This window comes from Streptomyces malaysiense (assembly GCF_000980885.2).
GTDB lineage: Bacteria > Actinomycetota > Actinomycetes > Streptomycetales > Streptomycetaceae > Streptomyces > Streptomyces malaysiense.
Map to the genome: position 1 here is coordinate 31,097 of NZ_LBDA02000087.1, position 17,767 is coordinate 48,863.

The 17,767-nt window shown below is 69.8% G+C and carries 14 protein-coding genes; 7 read left to right on the forward strand and 7 right to left on the reverse strand.

From position 1 onward, the window contains the following. The first annotated feature begins 3 nt into the window (after positions 1–3). The 6 genes from yidC (at position 4) to VT52_RS30440 (ending at position 5,973) form a co-directional block, all read left to right on the forward strand. On the forward strand, positions 4–1,329 hold the full coding sequence (gene yidC, locus VT52_RS30415; protein ID WP_046418830.1) for a membrane protein insertase YidC: 1,326 nt from the start codon (positions 4–6) through the stop codon (positions 1,327–1,329). A 15-nt stretch (positions 1,330–1,344) separates the two neighbouring features. After that, a complete protein-coding gene (locus VT52_RS30420) occupies positions 1,345–1,857 on the forward strand; it encodes a Jag family protein (protein ID WP_046418827.1) in 513 nt (170 codons plus the stop codon). Between the two features lie 118 nt (positions 1,858–1,975). Continuing rightward, the gene (gene rsmG / locus VT52_RS30425; protein ID WP_046418825.1) at positions 1,976–2,692 is read left to right on the forward strand and encodes a 16S rRNA (guanine(527)-N(7))-methyltransferase RsmG; all 717 of its coding nucleotides are present in this window, start codon (positions 1,976–1,978) and stop codon (positions 2,690–2,692) included. A gap of 295 nt (positions 2,693–2,987) precedes the next feature. Beyond that, the gene (locus VT52_RS30430) at positions 2,988–4,061 is read left to right on the forward strand and encodes a ParA family protein (protein WP_079175379.1); all 1,074 of its coding nucleotides are present in this window, start codon (positions 2,988–2,990) and stop codon (positions 4,059–4,061) included. Further along, a complete protein-coding gene (locus tag VT52_RS30435; RefSeq protein WP_046418820.1) occupies positions 4,058–5,158 on the forward strand; it encodes a ParB/RepB/Spo0J family partition protein in 1,101 nt (366 codons plus the stop codon). The genes VT52_RS30430 and VT52_RS30435 overlap by 4 nt, the downstream gene beginning before the upstream one ends. Before the next feature lie 197 nt (positions 5,159–5,355). Continuing rightward, positions 5,356–5,973, forward strand: a complete 618-nt coding sequence (locus VT52_RS30440) for a GNAT family N-acetyltransferase (RefSeq protein ID WP_046418818.1) — start codon at positions 5,356–5,358, stop codon at positions 5,971–5,973. A gap of 114 nt (positions 5,974–6,087) precedes the next feature. Here the strand turns inward: VT52_RS30440 and trxA are convergent, their stop codons facing one another. From trxA to VT52_RS30475, 7 genes are all read right to left on the reverse strand, one after another. Beyond that, positions 6,088–6,417 (reverse strand): thioredoxin, encoded by a 330-nt coding sequence (trxA, locus tag VT52_RS30445; protein WP_037650402.1) that lies wholly within the window; start codon positions 6,415–6,417, stop codon positions 6,088–6,090. Positions 6,418–6,473: 56 nt separating this feature from the next. Further along, complete coding sequence (gene trxB / locus VT52_RS30450) at positions 6,474–7,445, reverse strand: thioredoxin-disulfide reductase (protein ID WP_046418817.1); 972 nt, start codon at positions 7,443–7,445, stop codon at positions 6,474–6,476. A gap of 147 nt (positions 7,446–7,592) precedes the next feature. Then, positions 7,593–8,513, reverse strand: coding sequence for a hypothetical protein (locus VT52_RS30455; RefSeq protein ID WP_046418816.1), 921 nt, complete (start codon positions 8,511–8,513; stop codon positions 7,593–7,595). Next, the gene (sigM, locus tag VT52_RS30460) at positions 8,510–9,280 is read right to left on the reverse strand and encodes an RNA polymerase sigma factor SigM (RefSeq protein WP_046418813.1); all 771 of its coding nucleotides are present in this window, start codon (positions 9,278–9,280) and stop codon (positions 8,510–8,512) included. The genes VT52_RS30455 and sigM overlap by 4 nt, the downstream gene beginning before the upstream one ends. Before the next feature lie 87 nt (positions 9,281–9,367). Beyond that, positions 9,368–11,062, reverse strand: a complete 1,695-nt coding sequence (locus VT52_RS30465) for a protein kinase family protein (RefSeq protein ID WP_046418811.1) — start codon at positions 11,060–11,062, stop codon at positions 9,368–9,370. Between the two features lie 118 nt (positions 11,063–11,180). Beyond that, on the reverse strand, positions 11,181–13,568 hold the full coding sequence (gene murJ, locus VT52_RS30470) for a murein biosynthesis integral membrane protein MurJ (protein ID WP_046418809.1): 2,388 nt from the start codon (positions 13,566–13,568) through the stop codon (positions 11,181–11,183). Between the two features lie 46 nt (positions 13,569–13,614). Next, a complete protein-coding gene (locus VT52_RS30475) occupies positions 13,615–15,987 on the reverse strand; it encodes a DUF6049 family protein (RefSeq protein ID WP_046418806.1) in 2,373 nt (790 codons plus the stop codon). Positions 15,988–16,263: 276 nt separating this feature from the next. Here VT52_RS30475 and VT52_RS30480 point away from each other — a divergent pair, with 276 nt between their 5' ends. Beyond that, a complete protein-coding gene (locus VT52_RS30480) occupies positions 16,264–17,730 on the forward strand; it encodes a CCA tRNA nucleotidyltransferase (RefSeq protein WP_046418804.1) in 1,467 nt (488 codons plus the stop codon). The last annotated feature ends 37 nt before the right edge of the window (positions 17,731–17,767 follow it).

Below are 17,767 nucleotides of genomic sequence, written 5' to 3' on the forward strand. Positions count from 1 at the left end.
TTAGTGGACACGATTGCCAGCCTCTTCAGTTTCATCACCTGGCCCGTCTCCTGGGTCATCGTCCAGTTCCATACGGTGTACGGGGCGATCTTCGGACCTGACACCGGGTGGGCCTGGGGCCTGTCCATCGTGTCCCTGGTGATCCTGATCCGTATCTGCCTGATCCCGCTCTTCGTGAAGCAGATCAAGGCGACGCGCGCGATGCAGACGCTCCAGCCTGAGATGAAGAAGATCCAGGAGCGCTACAAGAACGACAAGCAGCGTCAGTCCGAAGAGATGATGAAGCTGTACAAGGACGCGGGTACCAACCCGCTCTCCTCGTGCCTTCCCATCCTGGCGCAGTCGCCCTTCTTCTTCGCCCTGTACCACGTGCTCAACGGCATCGCCTCGGGCACCAAGATCGGCTACATCAACTCCGATCTGCTCGCCAGCGCCCGCCAGGCGCACATCTTCGGGGCCCCGCTGGCCGCGAAGTTCCTGGACGGCGCCGACACGGTGCAGAAGCTCGGGGCCTCGCTGACCGACGTCCGCGTCGTCACCGCGATCATGATCGTCCTGATGTCGGCGTCGCAGTTCTACACGCAGCGCCAGCTGATGACGAAGAACGTCGACACCACCGTGAAGACGCCGTTCATGCAGCAGCAGAAGATGCTGATGTACGTCTTCCCGATCATGTTCGCCTTCTTCGGTATCCGCTTCCCCGTCGGTGTTCTCATCTACTGGCTGACCACCAACGTGTGGACCATGGGCCAGCAGATGTACGTCATCCGGAACAACCCGACCCCGGGCTCCAAGGCCCAGGCCGCGTACCTGGAGCGCCTGACCAAGCACGTCACGCACCACGGCAAGGTCGGCCGCCGCAGCGAGAAGGCGATCATCAAGGCGATCGTCACCAAGGGCCGCGAGCGCAACGAGTTCGAGCGCAAGTTCATCAACTCCCTGAACAAGGCCGGCCTCGCCGCCCAGGCGGACGGCACCGTGGTGAAGAGCGTGGCGACCGAGACCGAGGCGCAGACCGAGGACAGTGCGGCCACCACCGCTGGTACCGCCCCGCGGCGCCAGCAGCCCAAGCGCCAGAGCAAGGCCCAGCGTCAGTCCGGCGGGAGCAAGCAGACGGGCGACTCTCCTTCCCTGGAGAAGTCCGACTCCTCAGAGACGGCCGACTCCTCCGAGCAGTCCGGCTCCTCGGAGAAGACCGACCAGCCGCAGGACAGCAAGCCCACCGCTGCCCAGCAGGGCTCGAAGCCCGGCACGGGCGCCCGCAGCAAGGCCCAGAGCGGCCAGCGCAAGGGCGGTTCGCAGCGGCCCAAGTCCCCGTCCAAGAAGTAAGAAGGAGCCCAGCCCGTGACGGAAGGCACCACCTCCGCCGCTGCCGAGGGTGCAGACACCCTCTCCCGCCTGGAGCAGGAGGGTGAGATCGCGGCGGACTACCTGGAGGGTCTGCTGGACATCGCCGACCTCGACGGCGACATCGACATGGATGTCGAGGCTGATCGGGCCTCCGTGTCGATCATCAGCGACAGCAGCGGCCGGGATCTGCAGAAGCTGGTCGGCCGTGACGGCGAGGTGCTGGAGGCGCTTCAGGAGCTGACGCGTCTGGCCGTGCACCGGGAGACCGGTGACCGCAGCCGGCTGATGCTGGACATCGCCGGGTACCGGGCCAAGAAGCGGGCCGAGCTGTCCGAGCTGGGCGCCCAGGCCGCCGCCGATGTGAAGAGCTCCGGTGAGCCCGTGAAGCTGCGGGCGATGACCCCCTTCGAGCGCAAGGTCGTACACGACGCGGTCAAGGCCGCCGGGCTGCGCAGCGAGTCCGAGGGCGAGGAGCCGCAGCGGTTCGTCGTCGTGCTGCCCGCCTGATCGGCCCCCCTTGTTACACCGGCCCCGTCTGTTGAGCAGGCGGGGCCGAACTTTGTCAGCCTGGTAGTTCTGGTGGCCGGTGCGCGAAGCGCCGGCGCTGTACGGAAGGACGGTCCCCGTGACGGAGGCAGCGGAGCTTCCCCCCGCGCCCGAGCAGGCGCGCGAAGTGTTCGGTGATCGCTTCGCCGATGCGGTGCGCTACGCGGAGCTGCTCGCGGAGGCGGGCGTTCAGCGTGGTCTGATCGGCCCGCGGGAAGTGCCCCGCCTGTGGGAGCGGCACATCCTGAACTGCGCAGTGCTCTCCGAGGCCGTTCCCGAGGGAGTGACGGTCTGCGATGTGGGCTCCGGCGCGGGACTGCCGGGTATCCCGCTGGCCCTGGTCCGCGAGGACCTCAACATCACCCTGCTGGAGCCGCTGCTGCGGCGCACCAACTTCCTCACCGAGGTCGTCGAGCTGCTCGGTCTTGACCATGTCACCGTGGTGCGGGGGCGCGCCGAGGAGGTCCTGGGCAAGCTGGCGCCCGTCCATGTGGTGACCGCCCGTGCCGTGGCCCCGCTGGACCGCCTGGCCACCTGGGGTATCCCGCTGCTGCGCCCGTACGGTGAGATGCTGGCCCTCAAGGGTGACACCGCCGAGGAAGAGCTGAAGGCCTCGGCCACCGCGCTGAGCAAGCTCGGCGCGGTGGAGACCTCGATCCTCCATGTTGGCGAGGGCATCGTGGATCCGCTCTCGACGGTGGTCCGGGTCGAGGTCGGGGAGAGCCCCGGCGGTGTGCGCTTCGCCGCCAAGCGGGCGAAGGCCGCGCGCGCGGGTCGCGTCCGCCGACGCCGCTGAGCCGACTGGCCGTACTCCCACAAGCTGCCCGCCCACGCACGACGGAGTGTCGCGAGGATCCGGTCGCCGGTGCTGTGCATCGTTGTTTCACGTGAAACGTCGCTCACTGTTGCACGGCATCATCAGTCGCGGCCGCGCGGCCGAACCCCGCGACCGGAAGCCCCTCGGTTCTCTCGGAGGAGGCTCGGGCTCTTCTGCCAGGTCGGCTCCGTCCCCCGCAGGGGGCACGGAGTTGTCCACAGAGGTGGATTTCTCCACAGAAGACCCGGCCTCACTGGTTCACGACCCCGAAGGCATGGGAGGCTCTGTTCATTGCGAGCCTGAAGTCGAGGAGAGTGAATCCTTGCGGTCCGACGCCAACATCGCGGGACCGATGACCGATCCGGTCCCCGGTCCCCGAACCGAGTCGATGGGGGCGGATGTTTCACGTGAAACACCGCCCCCGATGGACGACACCCCCATCGGGCGTGCGGCCCAACTGGCCGTGGAGGCTCTCGGCCGTGCCGGCGAAGGTCTGCCGCGACCGGAGCAGACCCGCGTCATGGTGGTCGCCAACCAGAAGGGTGGCGTGGGCAAGACGACGACGACCGTCAACCTTGCCGCCTCGCTGGCTCTGCATGGTGCCCGTGTGCTGGTGATCGACCTGGACCCGCAGGGCAATGCGTCCACGGCCCTGGGGATCGACCATCACGCCGAAGTTCCGTCGATCTATGACGTGTTGGTGGAGAGCAAGCCGCTCGCCGAGGTCGTCCAGCCTGTACCGGACGTCGAAGGACTCTTCTGCGCCCCGGCCACCATCGATCTGGCCGGTGCGGAGATCGAGCTGGTGTCCCTGGTGGCCCGTGAAAGCCGCCTGGACCGCGCGATCCAGGCGTATGAGCAGCCGTTGGACTACATCCTCATCGACTGCCCGCCCTCGCTCGGCCTGTTGACGGTCAATGCGCTGGTCGCGGGCCAAGAGGTCCTCATCCCGATCCAGTGCGAGTACTACGCGCTGGAGGGCCTGGGGCAACTGCTGCGCAATGTCGATCTGGTGCGGGGGCACCTCAACCCCGCCCTGCATGTATCGACCATCCTGCTCACCATGTACGACGGCCGGACGCGTCTCGCCTCCCAGGTCGCGGAAGAGGTGCGCAGCCACTTCGGCGAAGAGGTGCTGCGGACGAGCATTCCCCGCTCGGTCCGTATCTCCGAGGCGCCGAGCTACGGGCAGACGGTGCTGACCTACGATCCTGGATCGAGCGGCGCCCTCTCGTATCTTGAGGCGGCCCGAGAAATCGCGCTGAGGGGCGTTGGCATCAGCTATGACGCGAGCCAGGCTCACCTCGGCGCCCAGAGCGACCCGAGCATGGTGGAGGGGATCCAGTGAGTGAGCGACGGAGGGGGTTGGGCCGAGGACTGGGCGCGTTGATCCCTCCTGCCCCGGTCGAGAAGAACCCGGTGCCGGCCGCGTTGGGTGGCGGTGCGTCCGCCTCTCCCGCGGCAGCTCCGGTCCTGACGGCGGAGCGCGGAGTGGCCGCGGCGAAGGTGGCCACGCTGCCGTCGCCCTCCCCGGAAGCCGAGGAGCGTTCGGCGGCCCCGGTCGCGGAGACGCCGGCCCCTCCGCTGGGTGCCCACTTCGCCGAGATCCCCCTGGACGCGATCACGCCGAACCCGCGCCAGCCGCGCGAGGTCTTCGACGAGGACGCCCTGCACGAGCTGATCACCTCCATCCAGGAGGTCGGTCTGCTTCAGCCGGTCGTCGTACGGCAGCTGGGTCCCGGCCGCTACGAGCTGATCATGGGCGAGCGCCGCTGGCGCGCCTGCCGCGAGGCCGGTCTGGAGGCCATCCCGGCGATCGTCCGGGCAACGGACGACGAGAAGCTCCTCCTGGACGCGCTGCTGGAGAACCTGCACCGCGCGCAGCTGAACCCGCTGGAAGAGGCCGCCGCCTACGACCAGCTGCTGAAGGACTTCAACTGCACGCATGACCAGCTGGCCGACCGGATCGGCCGCTCCCGCCCCCAGGTCTCCAACACCCTGCGGCTGCTGAAGCTCTCGCCGACGGTACAGAAGAGGGTCGCCGCCGGTGTGCTCTCCGCCGGGCATGCACGGGCGCTGCTGTCCGTGGCGGACTCCGAGGAGCAGGACCGGCTGGCCCATCGCATCGTGGCCGAGGGGCTGTCGGTGCGGGCTGTCGAGGAGATCGTGACCCTCATGGGCTCACGGCCGCAGAAGGCGCAGCGACCCAAGGGGCCTCGGGCCGGGTCCCGGCTCTCCCCGGCGCTGAACGAGCTGGCGACCCGGCTGTCGGACCGCTTCGAGACCCGGGTGAAGGTCGACCTCGGGCAGAAGAAGGGCAAGATCACCGTGGAGTTCGCCTCCATGGACGACCTCCAGCGGATCCTGGGCACTCTCGCCCCGGGCGAGGGCCGGGTCCTGCCGAGTGACCTTCAGGAGGGCGCCGAAGAGGACCAGGACGACTGATCTCCGGGCGTCTCGATCCCCTGGGATCATGCGACGAGCGGGCGTGTCCGGTGAGTACCGGAACACAGCCCGCTCTTTGCTTTGCGGCGGTATCGAGCGAATCGCATGGTGGATACGATGCGATTGCTCAGGGAGCGCAGTGCTCGAACGGCCGCTCGCGCCGCGGCGGCCGGTGAGGGAAGCGAGGAAGGGCCTTCATGGGGCGTCGGCTGGTGCCGCTCACGCTGGACAACCTCCAGGACCTTCCCCAGCGCTGTCGCTCATGTGTCTTCTGGGAGCTCGACCCCGTCAGTGGTGAGGCGGCGGTCAAAGGCGGCACGTCCGCCGTGGAGAAGGAGTCCTGGATCTCCGCCGTCCTGCTCGACTGGGGCTCCTGCGGCCGTGTGGTCTACGTCGATGACGCACCAGTGGGCTATGTGCTCTACGCCCCTCCCGCCTATGTCCCGCGCTCGGCGGCCTTCCCCACGAGCCCGGTCTCTCCGGATGCCGTCCAGTTGATCACGGCCTTCATCAAGCCCGGCTACCAGGGACAGGGGCTCGGCCGGGTGCTGGTGCAGACGGTGGCCAAGGATCTGCTGCGGCGGGGCTTCAAGGCCATAGAGGCATTCGGGGACGCCCGCTGGAAGGAGCCCGCCTGTCTGCTGCCGGCGGACCATCTTCTGGCCGTGGGCTTCAAGACGGTACGGCAGCATCCCGTGCATCCCCGGCTGCGACTGGAGTTGCGATCGACGCTCTCCTGGAAGGAAGACGTCGAGATGGCGATCGACCGGCTCCTGGGCGCGGTCCAGAAGGAACCGGCGCTGAGGCCGCTGTAGCAGCAGCCGAAGCGTCCGTGTGGTGGCGCTTCCGCGGACGGATACATCAGCAGACGGATACAGGCGAAGGGGCCGACCCGTGGAGGTCGGCCCCTTCATGTTTCACGTGAAACATCACTCGGCGATGAAGTCCTCGAGGTCGCGCACGATCGCGGCCTTGGGCTTGGCGCCGACGATGGTCTTGGCGACCTCGCCGCCCTGGTAGACGTTCAGGGTCGGGATGGACATGACGCCGTACTTGGCGGCCGTGGCCGGGTTCTCGTCGATGTTGAGCTTGACGATCTCGATCTTGTCGCCGTGCTCGGCCGCGATCGCCTCCAGCGAGGGGGCGATCTGGCGGCACGGACCGCACCAGGCGGCCCAGAAGTCCACCAGTACGGGCTTGTCGTTCTTGAGGACGTCCTCGTCGAAGGAGGCGTCGGTCACGTTCTTCAGGGCGGCCACGCTGGGCTCCTTAACTTGATCGTGGGGTGGGGAGGGGGAGGAAGCTGGGAGGAGCGTCAGACCGTGGCGGTCTTCTCGGGCTCGGCCTGGTCCTCGTCCGAGAGGGAGGCGAGGTAGCGCTCGGCGTCCAGGGCGGCGGAGCAGCCCGTGCCGGCCGCGGTGATCGCCTGACGGTAGGTGTGGTCGACCACGTCACCGGCGGCGAAGACACCGGTCACATTGGTGCGGGTGGAGGGGGAGGCGACCTTCAGGTAGCCCTCCTCGTCGAGGTCCAGCTGGCCCTTGAACAGCTCGGTGCGCGGGTCGTGGCCGATCGCGATGAACAGACCCGTCACGGGCAGGTCGGACAGCTCGCCGGTCTTGAGGTTGCGCAGCTTCAGGCCGGAGAGCTTCTGCTCGCCCTGGATCTCGGCGACCTCGCTGTCCCACACGAACTTGATTTTCGGGTCGCCGAAGGCGCGCTCCTGCATCGCCTTGGAGGCGCGCAGCGTGTCCCGGCGGTGGACGATCGTCACGGACTTGGCGAAGCGCGAGAGGAAGGTGGCCTCCTCCATCGCGGTGTCGCCGCCGCCGATCACGGCGATGTCCTGGTCCTTGAAGAAGAACCCGTCACAGGTGGCGCACCAGGAGACACCGCGGCCGGACAGCGCGTCCTCGTTCGGGAGCCCGAGCTTGCGGTGCTGGGATCCGGTGGTGACGATGACGGCCTTGGCCTTGTGGACCGTGCCCGCGGTGTCGGTGACGGTCTTGATCTCCCCGGTGAGGTCGACCGAGACGATGTCGTCCGGGATCAGCTCGGCACCAAAGCGCTCGGCCTGTGCCCGCATGTTGTCCATGAGGTCGGGGCCCATGATGCCGTCACGGAAGCCCGGGAAGTTCTCCACCTCGGTGGTGTTCATCAGCGCGCCACCGGCGGTGACGGCGCCCTCGAACACCAGGGGCTTCAGCGATGCGCGGGCGGTGTACAGCGCCGACGTATAGCCTGCGGGCCCGGAGCCGATGATGATCACGTTACGGACATCGCTCACGGCTAGATTCCTCGTCTCTGGTCTGCGTCAGTCGACCGGTGGAAGTCCCTCTCGGGGCTCTCACCCCACCCAACGGATCCTACGGGGCGCGCATTCCCGCTGTGTCCGGGCACACGCGTGCGGGGAGGGACTGGCCAGGACTCGGGCTCAGGGACGGGCGACGGGCTGCTTCAGCAGAACCTTGCCGGCGGCGACCGACTGCTGTCCTACACACGCGGCGTCGATCACATAGGCCGTGACGCGCGTGCTGTCCTGGGGGTCGGGGAGGACGACGAGGTAGGCGCTCTTCCCGGCGTAGGTGCCGGTCTTCGCGGCCAGGGCCTGGTCGCCTCGGGGGACCGCCCGCCGGACGCAGTCCGGGACCGCTACCTGGGGCTGGAGGAGTGTGTTCGCGCTCTCGCCCGTCTGCGGGGTGTTCTTCCCGGAACCCTCACCGGATCGCGGACGCTGACCGTTTTCCCGCTGGGGGCTCTTCTTCGTGGCCAGCAGATCCCGCACCTGGTTCTGGACGCTGCCGCCGGAGAACGCGCCGGCGGAGGCGCTCGGCTCGCCCTTGGCCGTCGTGGAGGAGGTGCCGCCGCCGAGCGACTGGAAGATCAGCGCACCGGCGCCCAGAACCGCGGCGGTCAGCACTCCGCTCAGCAGGACGGCCCTGCGGCGGCGGCCGGGTCCGTTCTTCTTCCGGCCCGGCCCGGTCGCGGCCTGCGGATGGCCAGTGGGGCGATCGGCGCGACGGCCGCCCGGAGCGGGCGCCGCGGCATCGCCGATGGGCGATGTTTCACGTGAAACATGAGCAGCGGGGTCCGGAGCGGGAGCGTCGAGCAGCGCCTCGGCGGCCAGGGCGGCATCGATGCGCTGTGCCACGTCGACCGGCATGGGCTCCGGCGCCTGTGCGGATCCCAGCAGGCCCCGGATCTCCTCCAGGGAGGCGTAGACGTCCGCACACGGCTCGCAGGCGCCCAGATGGCGTCGTACGTCGGTGCCGCGCTCGGATGGGAGCAGCCCCTCGGCGAGGTCGGAGATCTCGGTGACGTCCGGGTGCCCGGCCGTGTCCGTCGTCGAGGTCACGCTCGCCCACCTCCGCCCTTCGCTATGGCTGAATCGGTCGGTCCCGTTTCCCGGAGGCTTGTGTCGGGAGCCTCCGTTGCCGATGGGACGGATGTCCCTTCCATCCGGTTCCGGCCAGAGCTGTTTTCCTCCGCCCCATGGCCCTCGTCCGCATCCGGGTCCCCTCTTCCGCCGCGGTCTTCTTCCGTGCCGCGGCCGGGGCGCAGATGGGTGAGCAACGGCAGTAGCCGGGCTCTGCCCCGGGCGCACCGGCTCTTCACCGTGCCCGTCGGCACATCGAGGATCCGGGCCGCCTCGGCGACCGGGTAGCCCTGCATGTCCACGAGGACCAGCGCGGCCCGTTGCTCCGGCGCCAGGGTGCCCATCGCCTCGATGAGCTGGCGGTGCAGATCATTGCGCTCGGCCGGGGCGGACGCGGACTCGTGCGGCTCCAGCAACTGTTCCAGCCGCTCGGCGTCGTCCACCGGGGCGGTCTTGCGTGACGCCGCCTTGCGGGCGCGGTCCAGGCAGGCGTTCACCGTGATCCGGTGCAGCCAGGTCGTCACCGCCGACTGGCCCCGGAAGGTGTGGGCGGCCCGGTAGGCCGACACCAGGGCGTCCTGCACCGCGTCGGCGGCTTCCTCGCGGTCCCCCAGCGTGCGCAGCGCGACCGCCCAGAGCCGGTCCCGGTGCCGCCGCACGATCTCTCCGAAGGCATCCGGGTCGCCCTGCACATGGCGGGCGAGCAGCTCCTGATCGCTGATGGAACCGCATGTCGGCTCGCGCAACGGGTCTCCTCCCTCCCACCTGGCCCCTGAGAGTAATGCCTACCGGGCCGGGCCGTCCGTGCTGTCCGGCCCTTCCGGGCGGAGGCCTCAGCTGGTCACCTTGACGTCCGCGACCCTGCCCCGCCAGTGGCCCCCGCCGTCCGGGGGCAGCTTGGTCAGCCACACCAGGAGGTATCGCGTGCTGAGGGTCTTGCCGGGCTTGAGCACCACGGTCGTGCCCGAGCCGTCGGCCACCTTGCTGTAGGCGTCGAAGGACATCGGTTCCGATCCCGCGTCCGATCCCGCGGAACGGAGCTCGACCGAGGTCTCCCCGAGGAAGGTGACGGTCACCTTTCCGACCTGCTGGACCTTGCCGAGGTCGAGGATGACCCCGACACCGGGCTTCAGATTGCCGAACTCCGGGCTCAGATAGAAGTCCGTCTGCCAGTAGGTGGACGGGTCGTTGTCGAAGACCTTCCCGACGTCAGCGGGCTTCTCGGAGTGGTCCTCGCTGAACGGGTCGAAATCGCGGGCACCCTTGATGGGGACGGGGTGGCCGGCCGTCACCGGGGCGGACTTGTCGCCGTCGTCCGTGGTCTGGCTCTTGTTGGTGTCGTTCGACTTGCCGCCCTGGTCCATCAGGGCATCCGCCAGCTGCCAGCTGCCCAGACCGAGAGCGGCGATGAGAAGGGCGGAGACCGCCCACTTCAGCGCCTTGCCGGTGCGGCTCTGCAACGGGGGAGGCGGAGCCGCGATCGGCTGGGCGGCGCCGGTGTGCGGCGCCGGGCGGCCGTACGTGCCCTGCTGGTAGGTCGTGCGCTGGTACTCCGGTGGCGCGGTGAACGCCGGCTCCGGCGGGCGGATGCGCGGCATCTCGCCGATCGCCTTCACCAGCTCCTCCGGCGTGGTGCACGGCGCCTCGTGCCGGGACGCGGTGGCCCCGTCGTTGGCGAGCGCCCGCATGGCCAGCTCGGACAGGCCGCGGTGGACGCCGGCCCGCACCTGGTCCGGTGCGACGAGGCCGACATCCTTGGGGAGGCCGGACAGACCGTAGGCGTCGTCCTCGTAGGGCCAGCGCTGGGTCAGTGCCGCGTACAGCAGGGCGCCGATCGCCTCGGTGTCGGTGCGCTGCGGGGTGTCGGAACTGATGCCGCGCAGCGCGGCGTTCACCGCGAGGCCGCGGATGCGCCACTGGCCGGTCGAGGCGCGCAGTACGGCGTTGGGGTTCAGCCGCAGATGGGCGAGGCCCTCACGGTGTGCGGCGGCCATGGCGGAGGCCACCTGACTGACCATCTGGTACGCGTCGTGCGGCTCCAGCGGGCCGGCCGTGAGCAGTGTCGTCAGCTCGGTGGCATCGGGCAGCCACTCGTGGACGACGTAGACGAGGTCGTTCTCCTCGACGGCGTCGAGGACCTGGACGAAGCGTGGATCGCCGAGCAGCGCGGAGGACCGGGCCGCGGCGAGCACCGAACGGGCCCGTGCGTGGTCCGCCGGCAGCACATGGACGCCGACCGCGCGGCGCAGTTTCTCGTCGACCGCACGCCAGCTGCTGAATCCGTCCAGTCGGGTGACGCACTCCTCCAGCCGGTAGCGTCTGGCGAGCTTGTGACCGCTGTGCAGTTCGGGCGGCGAGGCCTGCTTGAGAGAACCTTCCGCGTCGTTCCCCTGCCCCTCGCTGCCGTCCGTGTCCCGCTCCGGGTTCTTGGCCACCCCGTCGGCCGTGGACTGGTCCGCCTTCGCGGTCAGCGGCTGCTCGCCGCTGGTGTCTGCCACGTCGACGGCAGCCGTGCTCCGTTCCGCCACCGTCGTCCCTGCCTCCCCATCCGTTGCACGCTGTCCGACGCCGAAACCAATTGTGCCCACAGTCTGCCGCTATGCACGACACACGGCGGCGGACGATGGTTGTGCGCGTACCCCCGCCTCAGCGGCCCAGACGCCCTCGCACCATTCCCACGAGCGAGTTGAGTTCGTCGATCCGCATCCGGCGGGCGGCGACGAAGAAGACACCGAACAGTACGGCCCCGCCGACGACCAGCGCCGCGAAGGAACCGATGACGCCCTGGCCGAGGGTGTGTCCGATGCCGTAGCAGGCCGCGCCGCTGAGCAGGGCCGCCGGTACCGAGGCGATGCACAGCCGGGCGTACGTCCGCAGCACCCGGGCGCCGTCCAGGTCGCCGCCGAGGCGCTTGCGCAGCCGCCGCCAGGCGACGATGACACCGATGGCGTAGGCGAGGCCGTACGCGGCCGCCATGCCGGCGACCGCCCAGCGGGTCGGTAGCAGGAAGAAGCACAGGGCCGAGGCGCCCGCGTTGACCGCGGCGACGATGACCGTGTTGTAGAAGGGGGTCCGGGTGTCTTCGTAGGCGTAGAAGGCGCGCAGGACGACGTACTGCACCGAGAACGGGATCAGGCCGAGGCCGAAGGCCATCAGCATGTAGCCCATGTTGGTGGCCGCGCTGGTGCCCGAGCTGCCGAAGATCAGGGTGCACATCGGGATGCCCAGCGCCACGAAGCCGAAGGCGACCGGCACGATCGCGACCGCGGTGGTCCGCAGGCCCTGCGAGATGTCGTCGCGCACGGCGCCGCTGTCGCCCTCGGAGGCGGAGCGGGAGATGCGCGGCAGCAGGGCGGCCATCAGGGAGACCGTGATGATCGCCTGCGGCAGGCCCCAGATCAGCTGGGCGTTGGCGTAGGCGGCGAAGCCGGTGCCGGAGACGCCGGAGTCCTTGCCGGCCGCGGTGGACAGCTGGGTGACGATCATGGCGCCGGCCTGGTTGGCGAGGACGAACAGGAACGTCCACTTGGCGAGCGCCGCCGCCTTGCCCAGACCGTGGCCGCGCCAGTCGAACCGCGGCCGGATCCGGAACCCGGTCTCACGCAGGTAGGGGATCATCGCCAGGGCCTGTACGGCCAGGCCGAGCAGCACACCGACGCCGAGCAGGCGCTGCCCCTGCGGCGGGATGTTCGTGACCGCCATGTGGGAGTGGGCGGCGGTGCCGTAGACCCAGATGAACATGCCCAGCGTCACGATGATGACGATGTTGTTCAGGACCGGGGTCCACATCATCGCGCCGAACTTGCCGCGCGCGTTGAGGACCTGACCCATCACCACATGGATGCCCATGAAGAAGATCGAGGGCAGGAAGTAGCGGGTGAAGGTGACCGCGACCTCGTTGGCCGCCGGGTTGCTGGCGACCGGGTTGGAGATTACGCGCACAAGCAGCGGCGCCGCGAGCATCGCGAGCGCGGTCAGCGCGGCCAGTGCCACCATCACGAGGGTCAGCAGGCGGTTGGCGAAGGCCTCGCCGCCGTCCTCGTCCTCCTTCATCGAGCGGACCAGCTGCGGCACGAAGACCGAGTTGAGACCGCCGCCGACGGTGAGGATGTAGATCATGGTCGGCAGCTGGTAGGCGACCATGAAGGAGTCGCCGAGGAAGCCGAGGCCGAGCGCGGAGACGATCAGCGCGGAGCGGACGAAGCCGGTGAGCCGGGAGACCAGGGTGCCGGCCGCCATGACGGCGCTGGACTTCATCAGCCCGCCGACCTTGCCGCCCTTCTTGGCGGGCGCGGTGGTCGCCACGGAGGCCATGGGCGCCATGACCGTCTCGGCCGGGCCCGAGCCGCCGCCGGGAACCGGAGCCCCGACCGGTGCGGGCACCGGGGGCTGCATCGGGTTCTGCGCGGAGGCGTAGGGCGTGGTGGGCGCGGCCGGGTATCCCTGCCCGGCGTACGGATTCTGCTGCTGCGGCTGTCGGCCGTAAGCCGGCGGGTACTGGCCGCCGGGCACCGCTCCCATGCCCGGCGCCGCGGCCGGTCCCGGGACGCCCGGGGAGTGCATGGGCGTGTGACCGCCGCCCTGCTGCTGGTCCTTGAAGAGATGCGCGAACGCGTCCGGCTCGTGGTACTCCTCGCCGGAGTTCGAGACCAGGTCGTCCACGCCCACGAACTGGGTGGTGCGCGGGTCGTCACCGTAGGGCATGTAGGGCGCCGTACCATCCGGCTCGGGCGCCGGGGTCTGCGCCCACACTCGTGGGTCGGGCGCGTGCGGCGACTGGGCGGGCTGCGCGTACAGCGGCTGCTCGTAGGTGCCCGGGGGCGGCGGGGGGTGCGCGGCACGGTCGTAGAGCGCCTCGGCGACCGGGTCCTGGGCGGTCAGATCGTGTGCCCGGTAGGGATCCTGGTCGTAGGCGTCCTGGAGGTACATGTCCGCCGCTTGCTGCGGCGGCACCTGGCCGGGCTCGGGCGGCGTCTCGGGGTAGCCCGAGCCGGCCGCGCCCTGGCCGCGGTCACCGTCGTACGGCGCGTTCATGCCTTACCCCACCTCATCGTCCCGGGCCCACCGGCCACGACATCGCTCAACGGTCCACTCTCTCACCCGTCCCGGACGGGTCGGCGCTTTCCGGTGCGGTGTCCGGCGCAGGGTCACTCGGCTGCTCCGGGTCGTCTGCCCCGGCGGCGGAGTCGGACTCTTCCGGGAGACGATCCCCGGGCGCGCCGGGGTTCCCCGGCTCGTCGGAGTGCTCCCCCGCCGCGCCCTCGCCGCCTTCCCCGGCCTGGCGGGCGGCCGCGCGCTTGCGCTGGGTGTACATCCGGAAGCCGGCGAGGACGAGGAGCAGCACACCGCCGCCGATGACCAGCATCACCGTGGGGGTGACCTCGGTGACCTTCACATCGAAGCTGACGGGGGCGCCGTACTCCTGGCCGTCCTCGGTGTACAGCTGGGCGATCACCGTGGCCCGGCCGTTGGCGTTGGCCGAGGTGGTGAACTTCACTGACTGGGCGTGGCCGCCGGCGATGTCGACGGGCTGCTCCGCGTACGCCTTGCCGCCGATCTTGAGCCGGGTCGGCTGGGTCGAGGTGAGGCGCAGCACCAGGTGGCCGACGGGCTGGACGAGGTTGTTCTGGACGGTCACCGGGATGGTGGCACTGCGTCCGGAGAGCTTGGTCTCGGACTTGTCGATCAGCCTGACCTGCCCGGCCAGATCGTCCAGCCACGCCTCGACGCCGCTGCGGAAGGCGTCCCCGTCCTCGCTCTGGCCCCGCCACGACGTGGACATCCCGCGGTTTATGGCCCGCCCGAACGGGGTGACCACACGGGACTGGTCGGAGAGGACCACCTGGAAGTCGTCGAGCTTGTCCTGGGTCCGGGCGATCTGCTGGAAGGCCGAGGCGGGCAGCTCCTGCCGGCGCAGGGACGAGGGATAGGCGGAGGTCGACGGGATGCGCGTGGTGGCGTTCGGGTCGGGCTTGGCCTTGGCCGCCGCCGTCAGGTCCTGCGCCTGGGACCAGGTACCGCTCTGGAGCGCCCGCACGGCCGCGGCCATCGTCTGCGCCTGGGCCGCCGTGGGCATGCGCTGCGGGGCGACGACGATGCTGCGCTGCTGGTCCGTCTGCGCGTCGATCTCAAGACTCTGAGCCAGGAACTCCTGCACGGCGAGCGTGGCGGAGTTCGCCTTCGTCAGGTCGCCCTCGAAGGCCGTGGACAGCTTGGCGTCGGCCACGACCGCCGTGGTGCCGCCGCCGACCGGACGGGCGGCCGAGGGCGTGTACGACAGCCCGGCCGTCTCCCGGAGGCTGTCGCTGCGGGCGATCACCCGGTCCGCGCCGGCGGAGGTCGCGACCCTCATGATCGACGGGTCCACGGCGCCGTCGACCGGCCACGCGTAATCCGTGCTCGGTGTGACGTGGAGCACGGTCTTCACGGTGGTGGCGGCGACGTCGGTGGCGTCCTTGAGGTGGCTGAGGGAGCCGGTGACGCTGGTGCCGCGGTGCGCGAGGGAGGCCAGGTCGGGATCGGCGAAGGGCAGCGCGACGACCTCCTTGCCCACCACCGCCTTCTGCAGGTTCGCCAGCCACTGCTTGGCGAGCGCCTGGTGCTCCTTGGGGCCCGCGACGGTGGTGTCGCCATCCCCCTGGAGCCGGTAGTTGCCCGACGCCATGGCGTCCACGGAGGCCAGCAGGTCCGGGTCGATCACCCAGGTGACGTCCAGGTCCTTGCCGAGGCTGACCATCTGGTCGAGCCGGCCGCCCGGCGCGAGCTCTTTGGCCAGGTCGTCGTTGAGGAACACCGGCGTCTGGAGCTCGCCGGCGCCCGTCTTGGCGGTCATGTGGACGGTGGACAGCAGCGGCCACATGACCGTCGTCCTGGTCTTGGTGTCGGCGTCGGACGGCTGCCACGGCAGGAACGTCCGCTGCACCCCGAGCACCTGCTGCCAGGGCTGTGCGGAGATCTGCCCGGACAGGGCGACCCCGAACTCGTAGACCCCGTTCGCGCCCAGGTCGAGCTTGTCCACCGGCACGGAGATACTGAAGTGCTCGGCGATGCCCGGGGCCAGCTTGGCGAACTTCTGCGCGTACTTGTCACCGACCTCGGAGCCGCCGACGCCCTGGATCTCGTCCGGGTGCCGGGCCACGTCGCTGATCCCGGAGCGGGTGTTCAGCAGTGGGCCGACCCTCAGGCCCACATGGGCGCCGGTGACGGCCTGCTTGCCGTTGTTGGTCACCGTGCCGGAGACCGTGAGGGTGTCGCCGTCCGTGGGGGCGTTGGGGCTCAGCGAGTCCAGGGAGACGGACACCGGGTCCGCGGACGCGGCGGCGGCCGGCGTGGCGACGGGCAGCTGGAGCAGCCCGGCCAGCAGGGGCGCCCCGGCGAGCAGGGCTCCGGCGCGCCGAAGCCATCGGCGCGCGGGTGAGGCACTGGTCCCCTGGAAGTCAGCCGCCTCGGCCACGCGCTCGCCCGTCCCTCGTCGTCTCAGTGGTCGTCGGAATGTGCGTCCCCGCATGGTAACGATGTGCGCCGAGCGGAAGTGCCGCGGTCTAGGTCACAAGATCGCCGGACGGAGACGACCCGTCCTCTATATCCAGTATCGAGGGGAGAGGGGTCGTACGCCGCAAGGGGTGTGCTTGCGCGGGTATGCCGGAAGTCGTCCACGGGCCGCTGCTGCCCGGGTCCCGGGCCGAATGGGGGCGCCCCGGAACGCCTGGGGCACGTACCCTCTTCTGTTGTGCCGAATCCCAACGAAGACACTCCCTCCGCCCTGAGCCAGGCCCAGCAGCGCGCGGTCACCGAGCTGCTGCGGGTGGCGCCGGTCGCCGACGATCTCGCCCGCCGATTCCGGGAGGCGGGGTTCTCCCTCGCCCTGGTCGGTGGGTCGGTGCGCGACGCACTGCTCGGCCGGCTCGGCAATGATCTGGACTTCACCACCGATGCCCGTCCCGAGGACGTGCTGAAGATCGTCCGGCCCTGGGCCGACGCGGTCTGGGAGGTGGGGATCGCCTTCGGTACCGTCGGCGCGCACAAGGGCGCCCGGGTCGGGGACACCGACATGACCTTCCAGATCGAGATCACGACCTACCGGTCGGAGGCGTACGACCGGACCTCGCGCAAGCCCGAGGTCTCCTACGGCGACTCCATCGAGCAGGACCTGGTCCGTCGGGACTTCACCGTCAACGCGATGGCCGTGGCCCTGCCGGAGAAGGAGTTCATCGATCCGTACGGCGGTCTGGTGGACCTCGCGGCCCGCGTGCTGCGGACCCCGGGCACACCGGAGGAGTCCTTCTCCGACGATCCGCTGCGGATGATGCGGGCCGCCCGGTTCGCCGCCCAGCTGGACTTCGAGGTCGCCCCCGAGGTCGTCGCAGCCATGACGGACATGGCCGGGCGTATCGAGATCGTCTCCGCGGAGCGGGTCCGGGACGAGCTGAACAAGCTGGTCCTCTCGGACCATCCGCGCAAGGGACTGACCCTGCTCGTCGACAGCGGGCTCGCCGCCCATGTGCTGCCCGAGCTGCCGGCCCTGCGCCTGGAGAGCGACGAGCACCACCGGCACAAGGACGTCTACGAGCACACACTGATCGTTCTGGAGCAGGCGATCGCGCTGGAGGAGAACGGCCCCGACCTCGTGCTGCGGCTGTCCGCGTTGCTGCACGACATCGGTAAGCCGCGCACGCGCCGCTTCGAGAAGGACGGCCGGGTCTCCTTCCACCACCACGAGGTGGTCGGCGCCAAGATGACCAAGAAGCGCATGACCGCCCTGAAGTACTCCAACGAGCTGGTGAAGGACGTCTCGCGGCTGGTCGAACTTCATCTGCGCTTCCACGGTTACGGCACCGGGGAATGGACGGATTCGGCGGTCCGCCGCTACGTCCGTGATGCGGGCCCGCTGCTGGACCGCCTGCACAAGCTGACCCGCTCCGACTGCACCACCCGCAACAAGCGGAAGGCGGCCATGCTGTCCCGGGCCTACGACGGCCTGGAGGAGCGTATCGCTCAGCTTCAGGAGCAGGAGGAACTGGACTCGATCCGCCCGGACCTCGACGGCAACCAGATCATGGAGATCCTGGGCGTCACTCCCGGCCCGGTGATCGGCAAGGCGTACAAGCACCTGCTGGAGCTGCGACTGGAGAACGGCCCGATGGAGCACGAGGTCGCGGTGGCCGCACTCAAGGAGTGGTGGGCCGGACAGGAGTGAGGGTTCGGTCCGACCGGTGTTTCACGTGAAACATCGA

Excerpts from the sequence above, each read along its gene's own strand:
- VT52_RS30430 (WP_079175379.1), top strand. The coding sequence starts at position 2,988 with ATGGGAGGCTCTGTTCATTGCGAGCCTGAAGTCGAGGAGAGTGAATCC.
- VT52_RS30440 (WP_046418818.1), top strand. The coding sequence starts at position 5,356 with ATGGGGCGTCGGCTGGTGCCGCTCACGCTGGACAACCTCCAGGACCTT.
- murJ (WP_046418809.1), bottom strand. The coding sequence starts at position 13,568 with ATGAACGCGCCGTACGACGGTGACCGCGGCCAGGGCGCGGCCGGCTCG.